Source organism: Lapillicoccus sp. (assembly GCF_039935575.1).
Classification (GTDB): Bacteria; Actinomycetota; Actinomycetes; order Actinomycetales; family Dermatophilaceae; genus Lapillicoccus.
Map to the genome: position 1 here is coordinate 13,414 of NZ_JBDTKA010000011.1, position 16,759 is coordinate 30,172.

The 16,759-nt window shown below is 69.7% G+C and carries 14 protein-coding genes; 5 read left to right on the forward strand and 9 right to left on the reverse strand.

Translation table 11 applies throughout. The features are described 5' to 3' along the window. Window positions 1–47: 47 nt before the first annotated feature. Window positions 48–2,057, reverse strand: a complete 2,010-nt coding sequence (locus ABI385_RS01460) for a TIGR03960 family B12-binding radical SAM protein (RefSeq protein ID WP_348101954.1) — start codon at window positions 2,055–2,057, stop codon at window positions 48–50. Window positions 2,058–2,109: 52 nt separating this feature from the next. Here ABI385_RS01460 and ABI385_RS01465 point away from each other — a divergent pair, with 52 nt between their 5' ends. Continuing rightward, entirely contained in the window at window positions 2,110–2,715 is a 606-nt protein-coding gene (locus tag ABI385_RS01465; protein WP_348101955.1) for a methyltransferase domain-containing protein, read from the forward strand. Here the strand turns inward: ABI385_RS01465 and ABI385_RS01470 are convergent. Further along, window positions 2,672–4,570, reverse strand: coding sequence for a long-chain fatty acid--CoA ligase (locus ABI385_RS01470; protein WP_348101956.1), 1,899 nt, complete (start codon window positions 4,568–4,570; stop codon window positions 2,672–2,674). The genes ABI385_RS01465 and ABI385_RS01470 overlap by 44 nt on opposite strands. A gap of 114 nt (window positions 4,571–4,684) precedes the next feature. Between ABI385_RS01470 and ABI385_RS01475 the strand changes: the two genes are divergently transcribed. Next, window positions 4,685–5,596: an ABC transporter ATP-binding protein gene (locus ABI385_RS01475; RefSeq protein ID WP_348101957.1), complete on the forward strand. Its 912-nt coding sequence runs from the start codon at window positions 4,685–4,687 to the stop codon at window positions 5,594–5,596. Continuing rightward, complete coding sequence (locus ABI385_RS01480) at window positions 5,593–6,525, forward strand: ABC transporter permease (RefSeq protein WP_348101958.1); 933 nt, start codon at window positions 5,593–5,595, stop codon at window positions 6,523–6,525. The genes ABI385_RS01475 and ABI385_RS01480 overlap by 4 nt, the downstream gene beginning before the upstream one ends. Here ABI385_RS01480 and ABI385_RS01485 read toward each other — a convergent pair. Further along, on the reverse strand, window positions 6,492–7,400 hold the full coding sequence (locus tag ABI385_RS01485) for an EamA family transporter (RefSeq protein WP_348101959.1): 909 nt from the start codon (window positions 7,398–7,400) through the stop codon (window positions 6,492–6,494). The genes ABI385_RS01480 and ABI385_RS01485 overlap by 34 nt on opposite strands. Before the next feature lie 73 nt (window positions 7,401–7,473). Between ABI385_RS01485 and ABI385_RS01490 the strand changes: the two genes are divergently transcribed. Beyond that, window positions 7,474–8,430 carry a LysR family transcriptional regulator gene (locus ABI385_RS01490; RefSeq protein WP_348101960.1) on the forward strand — a complete coding sequence of 319 codons (957 nt, stop codon included), beginning with the start codon at window positions 7,474–7,476 and terminating at the stop codon, window positions 8,428–8,430. Window positions 8,431–8,484: 54 nt separating this feature from the next. On the opposite strand, the gene rodA is transcribed toward ABI385_RS01490, so the two are convergent. Both rodA and ABI385_RS01500 read right to left on the reverse strand, forming a co-directional pair. Beyond that, the gene (gene rodA / locus ABI385_RS01495) at window positions 8,485–9,645 is read right to left on the reverse strand and encodes a rod shape-determining protein RodA (RefSeq protein ID WP_348101961.1); all 1,161 of its coding nucleotides are present in this window, start codon (window positions 9,643–9,645) and stop codon (window positions 8,485–8,487) included. A gap of 1 nt (window position 9,646) precedes the next feature. Further along, window positions 9,647–10,606, reverse strand: coding sequence for a bifunctional riboflavin kinase/FAD synthetase (locus tag ABI385_RS01500; protein WP_348101962.1), 960 nt, complete (start codon window positions 10,604–10,606; stop codon window positions 9,647–9,649). Window positions 10,607–10,678: 72 nt separating this feature from the next. On the opposite strand from ABI385_RS01500, the gene ABI385_RS01505 reads away from it, so the two are divergent. After that, a complete protein-coding gene (locus tag ABI385_RS01505; protein WP_348101963.1) occupies window positions 10,679–11,746 on the forward strand; it encodes an SAM-dependent methyltransferase in 1,068 nt (355 codons plus the stop codon). Between the two features lie 78 nt (window positions 11,747–11,824). On the opposite strand, the gene truB is transcribed toward ABI385_RS01505, so the two are convergent. The 4 genes from truB to ABI385_RS01525 all read right to left on the reverse strand — a co-directional run bounded on the left by truB (window position 11,825) and on the right by ABI385_RS01525 (window position 16,727). Further along, window positions 11,825–12,748: a tRNA pseudouridine(55) synthase TruB gene (gene truB / locus ABI385_RS01510; RefSeq protein ID WP_348101964.1), complete on the reverse strand. Its 924-nt coding sequence runs from the start codon at window positions 12,746–12,748 to the stop codon at window positions 11,825–11,827. After that, window positions 12,745–13,287 carry a 30S ribosome-binding factor RbfA gene (rbfA, locus tag ABI385_RS01515; RefSeq protein ID WP_348101965.1) on the reverse strand — a complete coding sequence of 181 codons (543 nt, stop codon included), beginning with the start codon at window positions 13,285–13,287 and terminating at the stop codon, window positions 12,745–12,747. Before rbfA ends, truB begins: the two co-directional genes overlap by 4 nt. A 114-nt stretch (window positions 13,288–13,401) precedes the next feature. After that, complete coding sequence (gene infB, locus ABI385_RS01520; protein ID WP_348101966.1) at window positions 13,402–16,332, reverse strand: translation initiation factor IF-2; 2,931 nt, start codon at window positions 16,330–16,332, stop codon at window positions 13,402–13,404. A gap of 77 nt (window positions 16,333–16,409) precedes the next feature. Beyond that, the gene (locus ABI385_RS01525) at window positions 16,410–16,727 is read right to left on the reverse strand and encodes a YlxR family protein (protein WP_348101967.1); all 318 of its coding nucleotides are present in this window, start codon (window positions 16,725–16,727) and stop codon (window positions 16,410–16,412) included. Between the last annotated feature and the right edge of the window lie 32 nt (window positions 16,728–16,759).

The following is a 16,759-nucleotide window of genomic DNA, read 5'->3' on the forward strand; positions in this document are numbered from 1 at the left end:
CGAATCATAGGCCGCGAGGTCGAACGCGCCTCGCTACACCCGGGAAGTCAGCTGCCTGGCAGCTCAGCGAGCTTGTCACGACCGGCACCCAGGACGGTGAGCGGGAGCAACGTCTTGCCCGTGGGTCCGATCTCGATCTCGGTGCCCAGCTGAGGGCAGACGCCACAGTCGAAGCACGGCGTCCATCGGCAGTCCTCCACCTCGGTCTCGTCGAGAGCGTCCTGCCAGTCCTCCCAGAGCCACTCCTTGTCGAGGCCGGAGTCCAGGTGGTCCCAGGGCAGCACCTCTGACTGGTCCCGCTCCCGCGTGGTGTACCAGGACACGTCCACGGGCTCGTCGGCGAGCGCCTGCCCCGCCTGTTCCATCCACCGAGTGAAGTCGAAGTGCTCGCTCCACCCGTCGAACCGGCCTCCCGCCCGCCAGACCGCCTCGATGACCTTGCCCACCCGACGGTCGCCCCGCGACAGCAGGCCCTCGATGATCCCTGGCTGGCCGTCGTGGTAACGGAAGCCGATGGCCGACGCATACCGCCGGTCAGTCCGGATCGCCTCGCGCAGCTTGGCGAGTCGCGCGTCGGTCTCCTCGGCGCCGAGCTGGGCGCACCACTGGAACGGCGTGTGCGGCTTGGGCACGAAGCCACCGACGGAAACGGTGCACCGGATGTCCCGCCGGCCGGAGACGCGGCGCCCGGTCTCGATGACCCGCTTCGCGAGGTCCGCGATCTGTAGGACGTCCTCGTCGGTCTCAGTCGGGAGCCCGCACATGAAGTACAGCTTGACCTGACGCCAACCGGCTCCGTATGCCGCGGCGACCGTTGTGATGAGGTCCTCCTCGGTCACCATCTTGTTGATGACCTTGCGGATTCGCTCGGAGCCGCCTTCGGGGGCGAAGGTGAGCCCGGAGCGGCGCCCGTTGCGGGTGAGCTCGTTGGCGAGGTCGATGTTGAAGGCGTCGACGCGGGTCGACGGCAGTGAGAGCCCGGTCTGCGTCCCCTCGTAGCGGTCGGCGAGACCCTTGGTCACCGCAGCGATCTCCGAGTGGTCGGCCGACGAGAGGGAGAGAAGCCCCACCTCCTCGAAACCTGTTGCCGCCAGACCTCTCTCGACCATCTCACCGATTCCGGTGATCGAGCGCTCGCGGACCGGGCGGGTGATCATCCCGGCCTGGCAGAACCGGCAGCCGCGGGTGCAGCCGCGAAAGATCTCCACGGACATCCGCTCGTGGACCGACTCGGCGAGCGGGACGAGCGGCTGCTTCGGGTAGGGCCAGGCGTCCAGGTCCATGACAGTGTGCTTCGACACGCGCCACGGGACGCCTTGCAGACCGGGTTTCGGGGCCACCCGCTTGATCCGGCCGTCGGGCAGGTAGTCCACGTCGTAGAGGGCCGGCACGTAGACGCCCCCGGTCCGCGACAACCGGAGCAGCAGCTCGTGACGGCCGCCCGGCTGTCCTTGCGCCTTCCAGTCCGTGATGATGTCAGTGATGGTCAGGACGGCTTGCTCACCATCACCCACCACGGCCGCGTCGATGAAGTCCGAGATCGGCTCGGGGTTGAACGCGGCGTGCCCACCCGCGAGCACGATCGGATCGTCGTCGGCGCGATCCCTGCTGTGCAACGGGATTCGCGCGAGGTCGAGTGCCGTCAACAGGTTGGTGTAGCCGAGCTCCGTCGAGAACGACACACCCAGGACGTCGAAGTCGCGAACGTTCCGGTGACCGTCGACGGTGAACTGGGGCACTCCCGTCCCCCGCATGAGCGCCTCGAGGTCGGGCCATACCGCATACGTCCGCTCGGCGAGCGTGTCGGGGCGTTCGTTGAGAACCTCGTAGAGGATCATCACGCCCTGGTTGGGCAGGCCGACCTCGTACGCGTCGGGGTACATCAGCACCCACCGCACGGTGCGCTCCAGGCCGTCTGGCGTGAAACCCCCGCAGTCCCAGTCCTTGGTCGTGGAGTTGAGCTCACCCCCGACATACTGGATCGGCTTGCTCACCCGCTCGAGCAGCGGCTCGAGGTCGCCCCAGACGGACGAGCCAGCAGTGGTCGTAGGCGGCATCGGGCCATGGTAGGTGCTCCGCAGCTCGGGCACCGACTGCATAATCGGAGGGGTGGACCGGCACGGCGCTGCCATGACCGTCGACGAGGCAATGAGCGCGACGCCCCGCGGCGGGTACCTCCCGCCCGAACAACAGGGGTATGCCTCACTCGACCGGGCGCTCCCGATCGGCTTCGGCCAGACCAACAGCCAGCCGTCGACGGTTCGGGCGATGCTCACTGCGCTCCAGGTCCGCGTCGGAGACCGCGTGCTCGATGTGGGGAGCGGGTCGGGATGGACCACGGTCCTGCAGGCCCGCCTGGTGGGTCCGAGTGGGCTGGTGGTCGGTGTCGAGCTCGTCCCCGAGCTGACCCTGCGGGGTCGGGCGGCAGTCCAGGCGTCTGGCATGGCGTGGGCCCGTGTCGAGCAGGCCGACCCGGACATCCTGGGCTGGCCGCCGGACGCACCGTTCGACCGGATCCTGGTCTCCGCGCAGGGGGAGACGGTGCCGGTCGCCCTCCTCGACCAGCTCACGGCCGACGGGACGATGGTGCTGCCGGTCGGCGGGCGGCTGCTGAGAGTGCGTCGGGGCGTGCGGCCCGAGGTGCTGGGGTCCTATGTGTTCGTGCCGCTCGTCACCGATACAGGTCCTCGACCTGTTCCTGGTATCGGTCCGTGACGACCTTGCGTCGGACTTTCAGGCTCGGAGTGATCTCGCCGTCCTCAACGCTGAGATCGTGGTCGAGGATCGTGAACTTCTTGATCGTCTCCCACCGGTTGAGCCCGGAGTTCAGCTCGTCGACATAGCCCTGCATCATCGCCCGGACGCCGTCGGAGGTGGCGATGTCGGCATACGCCTGCCCTGTCATGCCGTTCCTCGCTGCCCAGCCGGTGGTTGCCTCCGGGTCGAGCGTCACCAGGGCGCTGGCGAAGTTGCGCCCCTCACCGACGACCACGAACTGGCTGACATAAGGGCAGATCCCCTTGAACGAGGACTCGATGGCCGACGGCGCGATGTACTTGCCACCCGACGTCTTGAACAGGTCCTTCTTGCGATCGGTGACCCGCACGAACCCCCGCTCGTCGATGCTGCCGATGTCGCCGGTATGCAGCCACCCGTCCTCGCTGAGCGCGTCCGCCGAGGCCTCCTGCATCTGGTGGTAGCCCCGCATCACGCCGGGACCGCGTACGAGCAGCTCCCCGTCGTTGGCCACCGTGACCTCGGTGCCGGGCATCGGCCACCCCACGGACCCGAACGAGTAGCAGCCGGGACGTGGCCGGTTGACGCAGGTGGCGGCGCTGGACTCGGTCAGGCCGTAGCCCTCGATGATGAGCAGCCCCACCGACGAGAACCAGCGCGCCACATCGGGGTTGAGCGCCGCCGAGCCCGAGATGAAGAACTTGACCCGCCCGCCGAAACGTTCCCGCACCTTGCTCAGCACCAACCGGTCGGCGACGGCGTGCTGGGCCGCAAGCACCCTGCCGGTCGACTCTCCGCGCTCGCGCCGGGACGCGACCTCCGCTCCCACACCGAGGGCCCAGTCGATGAGCTTCTTCTTGCCGCCCGTCTCGTGGGCGAACATCATCGCGATCCGGGCATACGCCTTCTCGAAGATCCGTGGTGCCGCCCCCATGAAGGTCGGGCGGATCACGGCCAGGTTGTCGACGATCCGGTCGATCCGCCCGTCGATCGCGGTGGCGAAACCGATCTGCAACGGGAGCACGAGGAGCACCTTGCCGAACACGTGTGACAGCGGCAGCCAGAGGAACTGCAGGTCGTCCTCATTTAGCAGCGAGACGGAGTCGACCGAAGCTCCTTCGTAGACCAGCGCGTCGTGCGTCAGCAGGACGCCCTTGGGCCGGCCGGTGGTGCCGGAGGTGTAGATGACCGTCGCCAGGTGCAGCGGAGTGAGCGAGTCGATGCGCTCGTCGAGCACACGCGGCTGTTCCGCGAGCAACGTCCGCCCCAGCTCGGCTAGCCGGTCGACCGAGACCACCCACCCGTCAGGCCCGTCCGACGACTGGCTGGTTCCGTCGAACGTGACCACCCGCAGCACTTCCGGAAGCTCGTCGCGGTGGGCACGCAGCTTTTCGACTTGAGCATCGTTCTCCGCAAAGACGACTCGGCTTCCGGAGTCCGCCACGATGTAGGCGACATCCGCGTCGAGCATCGTCGGATAGATCGTCGTGGTGGCGGCCCCCGCACACACGACGGCGAGGTCCGCGAGCGCCCACTCCAGCCGGGTCGTCGAGGCGATGGCGACCCGGTCCTCCACCCCGACACCGAGCGCGACCAGCCCGGCGGCCCAGGCGTCCACCCGTGTCCGGGTCTCGTCCCAGGTGAGTGAGACGAGCCGCTCGCTCACGCGGTCGCCGCCGTTGGTGCCGTCGGCTGCGCCGGGAACCAGGTGCTGGAACGCCACCCGAGGACCGGATGCCGCGACCCGGGACCGGAACAGGTGCGCGAGACTGGCCACCCGGTCGTCGAGCGTGGCCTGCCTGACCGCTTCGTCACCGACCGACTGTCCAGCCACGTCAGAGCTCCTGCCCGATCTTCGACGCCAGGTCGTCACTCGCGTCTCGCCTTCGATCGCTATCCACGATGATGGAGCCGACACTACGCACCCACCAGGAGTGGACCCGCATACATGGACGTCGTCCAGGCAACAAGCATCAGCAGGTCCTACGGCGAGACGCTCGCCGTCGACGGCCTGGACCTGAACGTTCCCGAGGGACAGATCGTGGCGATCCTCGGCCCCAACGGCGCGGGCAAGACGACCACCATCGAGATGCTGCTCGGCCTGCGCCGGCCCGACTCCGGAAAGGTGCGGCTGTTCGCGCGTCAACCCGACAGCCCGTATGCCCGGGCCCGGGTCGGGTCGATGCTCCAGGACCACGTCGGTCCCGAGAACCTCACGGTCCGCGAGACCGTCGCGCTCGTCCGGCGCTACTATCCCTGGGCGCTCCCCGTGGACGGCATCCTGGACCGGGCCGACCTCGTGGGCAAGCAACGCAGCAAGATCGGCGAGCTGTCCGGCGGGCAACGACAGCGTCTCTCGTTCGCGTTGGCCATCGCCGGTGACCCGGACCTGCTGTTCCTCGACGAACCGACCGCCGCCCTCGACGTCGTGGCCCGCACCGCGTTCTGGCAGCAGGTCAGGGCGTTCGCGACGCTCGGGAAGACCATCCTCTTCTCGTCCCACAACCTCGGGGAGACCGACGACGTGGCGGACCGCATCGTCGTCATCGACCACGGCCGCCTGGTCGCCGACGACACGCCGGCCGGGATCAAGGGGCTGGTCGCCGATCGCACCGTCCACCTGACCACCGACGCGTCCCGGGAGGAGCTGGCCGCCATGGACGGCGTCAAGGCCCTCGATGCCGTTGACGGCACCCAGGGTGAGTCTGGCTCCTGGGTCGTGCAGACCAGGCGGCCCGAGCACCTGCTCGAGACCCTGTTCTCCCGGGGCCGGACGGTCACCGGTCTGCAGGTGGTCGAGACCGACCTCGAGGCGGCGTTTCTCCACCTCACCCGCGCGTCCGGGGAGCGAGCCGCGTGAGCACCGTCGAGGAGGGAGTGAACGACCGACGGCCGGACGCAACGTTGCCCGAACCCGCCCGTCCCCCTGCTCGTGCAGCCGGACAAGGCGAGCCCGTGGACTGGCCGCGCAGACCCAGCCCGGAGGCGTCCCGCACCGGCGGCCTGGTCGGCGTGGTGCTCGCCCAGGTGCTGGCCGAGGTGCGCCAAGGGCGACGGGTTCCGGAGTTCCTCGTCGGTGTGGTCGGCGTCCCTGTGCTGCTCTATTGCATGTTCGGGCTGCCGCAGGCGGGAAAGACGCTTCCCGAGGGCACCGACGTCGCCGCGATGATGTATGCCTCGATCGGCTGTTACGGGGTGGTCAGCCTCGCCATCTTCACCTTCGGCGCAGACGTCGCCAACGAGCGAGGCAAGGGCTGGCTGCGACGGCTGAGGTCGACCCCCATGCCCATGTGGGTCTACTTCGTGGGCAAGTTCGTCATGGCGGCGTTGTTCACGCTGGCCATGCTCGTCCTGATGCTCGCCGTAGCGGTGCTGCTCGCCCACGTCCACTTCGACGCCGGACGCCTGGTGGAGGCGGTCGGCATACTCGTGGTCGGCGCCGTGGCGTTCTCCACGATGGGTTTCGCGCTGGCGTTCTGGACCAGACCGAAGGCGGCGTCCGCAGTGAGCAACCTGGTCTTCCTGCCCCTGTCGTTCCTGTCCGGGTTCTTCTTCCCGGTCGCGAGCCTGCCCGGCATCCTTCAGGACATCGCCCCGTACATGCCGACCTACCACTTCGGCCAGCTGGTCTGGGGAGCCATGGCCCCGGACGGCGACGTGGCCGCGTTCGGGGTGCTGAGCCCCGGGTCAACGATCTCGCACGTGTGGCCGGTGCTGTTGACCAGCGTGGTCTTCGGGGTGATCGCGGCCCTGGGCTACCGGCGCAACGTCGGCGAGGTCAGCAGCTGAACAGGCGGGCGGCTGGCCCGCCGCCGGCGCCCGAGTGAGGTCACCAGCACTCCGGCGAGCAGGAGCAGACCGCCCACGACGGTCCCGAAGGTCGGCCGTTCGTTCCGGAAGACCCATGCGGTCGCGATGCCGCTGACCGGCACGAGCAGGGTGAACGGCACCACGCTGGCGGTGGGGTAACGGGCGAGCAACGAGTTCCAGACCCCGTAGCCGAACAAGGAGCAGAGGCAGGCCGTGTAGAGCGTGGAGCCGATGGTCACCAGGTCGATGTGGCGCAGTCCGGTCGCCACTGCCTGAGGTCCGTCCACCAGCAGGGACAGGGTAAGCATCGGGATGGGCACGAACAACCCGGACCACACGGTCATCCCGAGGCCCGACGCGGTCCCGACCCGCCTGATGACCACGTTGCCGGTCGCCCACGACAGGGCACCGGCCAGGCAGAGCACCAGGGCGAGCCACGGCGTAGCGGCGTTGCGCCCCAAGGCCACGACCGCCAGCCCGACCAGACCGACGACGATGCCGAGCTGCTGGCGCCGGGAGGGCCGTTCCTTGAGGGACACGGCGGCGATGACCACGGTGAAGATCACCTGCACCTGCACCACGAGTGAGGCGAGCCCCGGAGGCATACCGAGGTCGAGAGAGAGGTAGAGCAGGCCGAACTGCCCGATGCTGAGGAAGAGGCCGACCAACGCGATATCCCGCCACGGCACCGCCGGTCGGCGCACCACGAAGATCGCGGGGACGACGACGGCGAGGAAGCGCAGGGCCACGAACAGCAGCGGCGGCATGTCGTGCAGACCCGCGTCGATGATGACGAAGTTCGCCCCCCAGATGATGGCCACGGCCACCGCAGCAAGGGCGTGGCGTGGGGTCATGTGTCCACTTTGGGTCCTCACCACCATTAAGCACCAGCAACTGATGAGTGATCTCACGACGTAGGATCGCTACATGATTGACCTGGTCGCCCTCCAGTCGCTGCGCGCGGTCCGCACCTACGGCTCGGTGGTCGCGGCCGCCGACGCCTTGGGGTTCACGCCGTCCGCGGTATCGCAGCAGATCAAGAAGCTCGAGCGGCACACCGGGGCCGCCGTCCTCGAACGCTACGGCCGGGGTGTTCTGCTGACCGAGCACGGCCGGAGGCTCGAGTCACGCGGTGCGGAGATGCTCGACCGCATGGACGACCTCGAGGCGGACCTCCGCACCGCGGAGACCGTGGTCGGGGGACGCCTTCGGCTGGCGGCTTTTTCCACGGCCGTCCGAGGGATCGTCGCCCCCGCCCTGTCCAGGATGAGGGTCGACGGGCACGACCTGCTCCTGACCCTGGTCGAGCTCGACCCGCCCGACGGCATGGCGGCAGTGGCGTCCGACCGGGCCGACGCTGCCCTCGTGCATCAGTGGGGTGACACGCCGCTCGCCGTACCCGAGCACGTCGACGTGCTGAGGATCGGCGTGGACGTAGCCGACATCCTCGTTCCGGCCGGACACCGGCTGGCCGCACGACCGTGGGTCACGCCGGCGGATCTCGTGGACGAGGTATTCGCGTCGGCGCCAGTGGGCAGCGTCTGCCATGAGTGGCTCACCCGGATGCTCGGCCGCGTCGGAGCCACACCCAGGGTGTCGTTCTGGGCCGGGGAGTGGAGCTCGCACATCGCCCTCGTCGAGCACGGGGCGGCGGTCTCTCTGATCCCCCGTTTGGGTCGAGAAGCGTTGCCCCCCAATGTCTGTGTCCTGCCCGTCCGCGACCCCGTGCCGACCCGCGAGGTCTCCCTCGCGTGGCGCCGGGCCCGTGGTTCGAACCCGACCATCCGCTACCTGCGCGACGTCCTGGTCGGCCTCGCCCAGGAGCGGACTCAGATGTTTGCCGACAAATCGGACATCGGCGGGGTAGAACTCGCAAAGGTATGAGTCCGGTCGAGGATCGCCGCGTTGCTTGCTGGTGACGGGAGACCCCCTGGGTGCCTAGCGATGGCCGACCCCCGACACGTGGGCGTTGTTGACCAACGCCAGAGCCAGCCATCCGGCGAACATCGACGACCCCCCGTAGGACAGGAACGGCAGCGGGAGACCGGTCACCGGCATGATCCCGAGGTTCATCCCGATGTTCTCGAAGGCCTGCACCCCGAACCACATCGCCACCCCGACGCAGACCAGCTGGCCGAACGGGTCGCTGCGAGCGCCGATCACGAGGGTGCGCAGGACGAGGAAGACGATCAGGACGACGATCCCGGCCGCCCCGACGAACCCCAGCTCCTCCCCGGCGACCGAGAACACGAAGTCGGTCTGCTGGAACGGCACATAGCCGCCCTGCGTCTGCGAACCGTGCAGCAGCCCCTGCCCGAACCATCCCCCGGAGCTGATTGCCGCACGTACCTGCCGGGTCTGGTACCCAATGCCCTCGGGGTCCACGGCGGGGTCGAGGAACGCGGTCAGCCGGGCCCGCTGGTAGGCGCTGAGCAGGTTCGTCGTGAACATCGCCAGCACTCCCGCCGCACCGACCACGGCGGTCCCGGCGAGCAGCAATGTGGGCGCCCCGGCTACCGCGACCACTGCGAACGCCATGGCCACGAGGACGACGGCAGAACCGAGATCCGGTTGGAGCATCACGAGCGCCACCGGGACGAGGACCATCCCCCACGCCGCCACCAGGTCACGCGCGCCCGGCGCGCGGTCCCTGTCCCGCCCCTCGGCGAGGACCATCGCCAGACCGACGCTGAGCGCGACCTTAGCCAGCTCCGACGGCTGCATCGAGAAGCCGCCTGGCAGCTGGATCCAGGACCGCGAGCCGTTGATGGTCGACCCCAGCGGAGAGAGGACGGCCAGCAACCCTGCGAGCGACAGGAGGTAGACCCACGGAGCCCAGGCACGCAGGGTCCGGTGGTCGATCCTGGTGACGACGACGAAGCCGGCGACCCCCACAGCGGTGTTCACCACATGTTTGAGCAGGAACCCCGAACCCGCGGTGTGCCGAGTCGCCGACCAGACCAGCGCCGCGCCGATGCCCGACAGTCCGAGCCCGGCGATGACGATGCCCCAGTCCGTCCGCCCCCAACCGGTTCTCCCCCAGCCGGTTCTCTCCCAGCCGGCCAACCAGCCCGCCTCTCGCCGGCTGCCGGACGTCACGTCAGCCCGCGACGACGGTCCGCAGGATCTCGCGGCACTGCGCGACGTCCTGGCTCATCTGTCGCACCAGCGGCTCGATGCCTTCGTAGCGCAAGGTGGGTCGCAGCCGACGGACCAGCTCGTAGCAGACCCGCTCCCCGTAGAGGTCGAGGTCTGTGCGGTCGAGCACGTATGCCTCGACCCGACGTTGTGTCCCGTCGAAGGTGGGGTTCGTGCCGATCGACACCGCCGCGGGAAGGGTGCGGTCGCCGGCGTCCTTCGGCAGCTCGGAACGGGTCAGCCAGCCGGCATACACACCATCGGCCGGCACCAGGCCTTCGATCTGCTCACCGAGGTTCGCGGTGGGGAAGCCGAGCGCACGGCCGCGATGGTCGCCGTGGACCACGATGCCGCAGACCTGGTGCGGGCGCCCGAGAACCGCGGCCACTGCCTCGACGTCACCTTCGGTGAGCTGGTTGCGTGCCATCGTGGACGACCATCGCTGCCCCTCCCCGAGGTCGGCGAGGGTGACGACCTCGAAACCGTCGCTGACGCCCAGCTCCCGGAGCGTGTCGACGTTGCCCGAGTTGCGCCAGCCGAACCTGGTGTCCTCGCCGACGATGACCGTGCTGGCGTGGAGCGCGTCAACGAACACCTGGCTGACGAACTCCTCGGGTGTCAGGTGCGCGAACTGTGTCGTGAACTCGATCACCAGCACCGCGTCCAGACCGGTGGACGCCATCAGCGTCAGCCGCTGGTCGAGAGAGGTGATCGCGAGGGGAGCGCGGTCGGGGAACAGGACCGCCACGGGATGCGGGTCGAAGGTCACCGCGACGCTGGACTCGCCCCGCGCCGTGGCCTCGGCGACGAGCTGGCCCAGGACGGCACGGTGGCCCCGGTGGACGCCGTCGAAGTTCCCGAGCGTGACGACGCAGCGACCGAGGTCGCCGGGGACCTCGCCCAGCCCGTTCCACACTTGCACGGGAGACACTCTACGAAGCCGGAGCGCACGCACGTGCGCAGCCCTGGCCGGGAGCGCGCCTAGTGTGTCAGCGTGCCGGCATATGTCCTCCTGCTCGCTCCGTCGAGCAACCGTGTGTATGCCGGCCTCGCACCAGAGATCACGCGGGCCGAGCTCGAGGTCCTCGCTGCGGCAGACGCGGAGGGTGACGGCCTGGTCGACGTCGGCACGGTCCAGATTGCTGGGGTTCCCTACCTACGCGCCACTTTCGACCGAGCGGCGCCGCCGGAGCTCCTCGGTCGCCTGTCCGCGGCGCACGCCGCGTTCGAGGTGGTCGGGACGCGCGACGGCGACCTGCTCAGACCCGTGCTTATCACCAGACCCGAGCTGCTCGACGACGACCTGCTCACCATCCCCAAGTACCCCGGCAAGACCAACGAACAGCTCACCAGGACCCTGCTGAACCTCACCCTGGCAAGCGCCTCGGTGTCTCGCGAGCGCGACCGTCCGACCTCCGTGCTCGACCCGATGGCCGGCCGCGGCACCACCCTCAGCTGCGCCCTGGCTCTCGGGTGTGACGCGGTCGGGGTCGAGATCGACCGACGCGAGGTGGAGGCATACGCGGCGTTCCTCACGACCTGGCTGCGGCGCAAGAACCTGAAGCACCGGATTGACCTGCATCCATTGCGGCGTAACGGATCCCACGTCGCCGACGTCCTCGAGGCGCAGCTGTCACCGAGTCGGGAGGCGTACGCCGCCGGCGAGCGTCAGCACCTCACCCTGTATGTCGCTGACACCCTCGCGACGGCCGACCTGCTCGAGCGGCGGCGGGTGGACGTCGTCGTGACGGACGCGCCCTACGGGATCCACCACGGCAGCCGGACCAGTGCCGGGCGGGGAGGGCCGAAGGCTGCCGCCGCCCGCGACCGCAGCCCTGCGGAGCTACTCGAGGCGGCCCTGCCGGTATGGGGGTCGGTGCTGCGTGCCGGCGGAGCGGTCGGCATCGCCTGGAACACGCACGGGCTCCCGCGCGCTGACCTCGCGGCGATGTGTGTCGCCGCGGGGCTGGAGGTGCGCGACGGCGGGCCCTGGTTGCGGTTCGCCCACCGGGTGGACGCTGGTATCCGTCGCGACCTGCTCGTCGCCGTCAAGCCGCGCTGACCGCACTCACCCGCAGCGAGCATCCGTGCATTGTGGGACGCGCGCCCGGGAAACCGGGCGCGTAGCTCCCGCAACCCGTCAGCGAGGTGCCAGGACCACGTGGGCACGCGCCTGCAGCCGCGTCTCGTCGAGGATAGCGACCAGGGAGCCGTCCGGAGCGATCGCGGCCACGACCGCCGCCCCGGCAGCCCCCCCATCGCCGCCAGTTCCGACGTCTGGGTCGGCCGAGGCGATGCGCTGACCGTGTCCCAGCGCGACCGCCTCGGCCGGGGTCAGGTCGTGGACGGGGAACTGTGCTCGGGCGGCGGCCGCCATGGGCAGCAGGGGAACGCCCCCTTGCGATGCGAGCGACCCCAGCTCGTCGAGCGTCGACGCACCGGCGAGGTCGAAGCGCCCCACCCGGGTGCGACGCAGGGCCGTGAGGTGCCCACCGACGCCGAGGGCGCCGCCGAGGTCTCGGGCGAGCGCGCGCACATAAGTGCCGGAGGAGACCTCCACCTCGACGTCGAGGTCGACATATGGGCCGTCGTGCCGTACGTCGAGCACCTCGAAGCGGTGGACGGTGACGGGGCGGGCCGCCAGCGTGACGTCCTCGCCGCCGCGGACGCGGGCGTAGGAGCGCTTGCCATCGACCTTGATCGCGCTGACCCTCGAAGGGACCTGCTCGATGGGGCCGGTCAAGCGAGCGACGGCTGCGTCGATCGCCGTGCCCTCAACCCCGCTCGCGGCGGCGGAGTAAAGGACGTCACCCTCGGCGTCGTCCGTGACCGTGGACTGCCCGAGTCGCACGGTCGCGAGGTACGTCTTGTCGCACCCGACGAGAAAAGTCAACAGCTTCGTCGCGCGGTTCACTCCCAGCACCAGCACCCCCGTCGCCATGGGGTCGAGGGTTCCGGCGTGCCCGACCCGACGGGTCCCGCAGAGCCGACGAGCCCGGGCCACGACGTCATGACTGGTCCAGCCCGCCGGCTTGTCGACGACGAGCAGACCGTCGTCGGTCACTCGCTGGCGCCCTGCGTGTTCCGAGCACCCTCGAACACGTCGGGGTGGTCGAGCGCGCCGGTCTCGTCGGTGTTCGCACTGCCCTCGGCGTCCTCGGCGTCCTCGACGTCCTCGATGTCTTCACCCACCTTGCGGTACGGGTCGGCCTCACCGGCATAGCTCTTGCCCTCGCGGGCCCGGGCCAGCTCGGCATCACGGGCGCGCGTCTCGACGAGGACGTCCTCGAGGTGCGCCGCCCCCTCGGGGATCGCGTCGGGGATGAACTCGAGGGACGGGGTGAGCCGGATCCCGAGCGCCTGCCCGACCGCTGTGCGGACCTTGCCGCGGGCCGACTCCAGCGCGGCTGCGGTGGCCGTGCGGGCATCGCCGTCCCCAAAGGTGGTGTAAAAGACCGTCGCGTGCTGGAGGTCGCCGGTGACGCGCACATCGGTGATCGTCACGAAACCGAGCCGCGCGTCCTTGACGCGATGCTCGAGGGTCTCCGCGACGACGACCTTGACGCGGTCGGCGACCTTGCGGGCGCGTGCGGGATCAGCCATAAGAACTCCTTGAGCCGGCGAGGTGAACGAGCAGGCGGACGGGGTAGGCGGTGAGCCCGGAGACCGAGTCTTGGTCGGTGCCTGAGACCCAGGCACCGACCAAGCGTGAGTCACCTACGCTCGCGGAATCTCCCGCATTTCGAACGTCTGGATCGTGTCGCCGACCTGCAGGTCGTTGAACGAGCCCAGGTTGATGCCGCACTCGAAGCCCTCGCGGACCTCGACGACATCGTCCTTGAACCGGCGCAGACCAGCGATCTCGAGGCTTTCCCCGATGACCGTGCCGTCGCGCAGGATCCGGGCCTTGGCGCCGCGGCGGATCTCCCCACCACGCACGATGGAACCCGCGACGTTGCCGAACTTGCTCGACCGGAAGATCTCGCGGATCTCCGCCTCACCGAGGCGCGCCTCCACGAACTCCGGCTTGAGCATGCCCTTGAGCGCCTGCTCGATCTCGTCGATCGCCTGGTAGATCACCGAGTAGTAGCGGATCTCGACGCCCTCGCGGTCGGCGACCGCGGCGTTCTGGCCCTCGGCACGGACGTTGAACCCGATGATGATCGCGTCGGAGGCGACCGCCAGGTTGATGTTGTTCAACGTGATCGCACCCACACCCCGGTCGATGATCCGCAGGTCGACCTCGTCGCCCACATCGATCTGGAGCAAGGCGTCCTCGAGCGCCTCGACCGAACCCGACGCGTCACCCTTGAGGATGAGGTTGAGGGTGTCGACCTTGCCTGCCGCGAGCGCCTCGTTGAGGTCCTCGAGCGAGATGCGCTTGTGGGCCTTCATCAAGGACGCCGCGCGGGACGCGGCCTCCTTGCGCTCGGCGATCTGCCGGGCGGTCCGGTCGTCGGCCGCCACGAGGAACGTGTCACCGGCGCCCGGGACCGAGGTGAGACCGAGCACGAGGACCGGTCGCGACGGACCTGCCTCGGACACCGTCTGGCCGTGCTCGTCGAGCATGGCCCGGACCCGGCCGTAGCCGCTGCCCGCGACGATTGCGTCGCCGACGTGGAGCGTGCCGGTCTGGACCAGCACGGTCGCCACCGGGCCACGGCCCTTGTCGAGGTGCGTCTCGATCGCGACACCACGAGCGTCGCGGTCGGGGTTGGCCCGCAGGTCGAGCGAGGCGTCCGCGGTGAGCAGGACGGCCTGGAGGAGCGAGTCGATGTTCTCACCGGTACGGGCCGACACGTTGACGAACAAGGTGTCGCCGCCGTACTCCTCCGCGACGAGGTTGTACTCGGTGAGCTGTTGACGCACCTTGTCGGGGTTGGCGCCCTCCTTGTCGATCTTGTTGACCGCCACGACGATCGGGACGTCGGCCGCCTGGGCGTGGTTGAGCGCCTCGATGGTCTGCGGCATCACGCCGTCGTCCGCCGCCACCACGAGGATCGCGATGTCCGTGACCTTCGCGCCACGGGCACGCATAGCGGTGAACGCCTCGTGACCCGGGGTGTCGATGAAGGTGATGGGACGCACGACACCCTCGAGCTCGGTGACGACCTGGTATGCGCCGATGTGCTGGGTGATGCCACCGGCCTCACCCTCGGCGACCTTCGCCGACCGGATCGCGTCGAGGAGCTTGGTCTTGCCGTGGTCGACGTGACCCATGACGGTGACCACCGGGGGTCGGGCGACGAGGTCCTCGTCGGCCTCGCCCTGACGCTCGGCGTCGAGGTCGATGTCGAATTGCTCGAGCAGCTCGCGTTCCTCGTCCTCCGGGGAGACGACCTCGACGGCATACCCGAGCTCGGCGCCCAGGAGTCGGAAGGTGTCCTCGTCGAGCGACTGCGTCGCCGTGGCCATCTCACCGAGGTGGAACAGCACGGTCACCAGGGACGCGGGGCTGGCGTTGATCTTGTCGGCGAAGTCGGTCAGCGACGCGCCACGGCGCATCCGGACGACCTGCGAACCGTCGCCACGGGGCACCTGTACGCCACCGAGCGACGGAGCCTGCATCTGCTCGAACTCTTGGCGCTTGGCCCGCTTGGACTTGCGTCCACGGACCGGGCGGCCACCGCCGCGTCCGAACGCGCCGGGCGCGCTGCCACGGCCGCCGGCGCCGCCGGGACGACCGCCACCGGGACGGCCACCGAAGCCGCCGCCGCCGGCGCCGGGGGCACCACCAGGACGTCCGGGAGCACCACCAGGGCCGGGACGGCCACCGGGACCACCCGGCCGGGTGCCGGGACGACCGACCGCAGAGCGGTCCGGCATCATGCCCGGGCTAGGGCGGGCACCACCGGGACGTGGACCAGCCGCGCCCGCAGCACCGGGGCGCGGACCTGCCGCACCCGGGGCACCGGCCCGCGACTGCGGACGCGGCATGCCCTGGCTTGGGGCAAACGGGTTGTTGCCCGGACGCGGAGCGGCCTCGCGGGTCTCGCGAGCGGCCGCGTCACCGCGGGGGCGGCCCATGCCCTGGCTGGGCGCGAACGGGTTGTTGCCCGGCCTAGGGGTGTTCGGCCGCGGGGCGGGACGCGGGCCGGAAGGTGCCGACGACCCGGGACGGGCCTGGTCGCGAGCGGCGACGCTCGCAACCCCCACGGCAGGAGCCGAGGGGGTGCGTGGACCCGGGACGCCCGGGCGTGAAGCGGGGGCGCTCGTCGGTGCGACCGGTGCGGCCGTTGCGGCCGTTGCGGGAGCAACGGTTCGGGCCGGGGCCGCGGGCGCCTGAACCGAAGGGGCAGCGGGCGCCGCCACCCCCGGCGCGGAGGCGACCGGAGCCGTAGGCGCTGGGGACGCGGGGGCTGGGGACGCTGCCGGTGCGCCCGAAAAAGGCGTCGGTGCGGCCGGACGCGACGGAGCGGCCGGAGCGGGCGCGCCATTGGCGCCGTTGGAGGCACCTTTCGAGCCATTGGTGGAACCGTTCCCGCGCAGCTCGGCGGGGAAGGTCTCCTTGATGTTCCGGACAACAGGGGGCTCGATGGTCGACGACGCCGACCGGACGAACTCGCCCTTGTCCTTGAGGTAGGTCAAGAGCGTCTTGCTCTCGACACCGAGCTCCTTGGCGAGCTCATAGACACGGACCTTGGCCACGTTTCTCCTTCTCGGGTGGTCCGACCCGGGAAGGAGATGGTGCGTTCCCTCGGATCAGACCTGGTTGTGGGACATGCTCATTGCTGAGTTCTCATCGGGTGCTCATCAGCGTCTGACCCGCCTTCGGTTGGTCGATCTCTGGTGGTGGTGAGGTACTTCTGGACCGCTGTGGAGTCCGGCCCGACCTGCAGGCGCAGGGCTCGGGTGAACGCCTTGCGGCGGACGGCCTGCTCGAGGCACGTCGTGCTCAGATGCAGCCATGCGCCACGCCCGGGCAGTCGGTGTCGCGGATCGGGGACCAACGAGACGTTGCCGCCCCACTCACCCACCACCGCTACCACTCGCAGGAGGGCCGACCGGCTATCCGTTCGACGACACCCCACGCAGGTTCGCACGGGCTGACGCGGGCGGAGTCCAGTCCGATCGG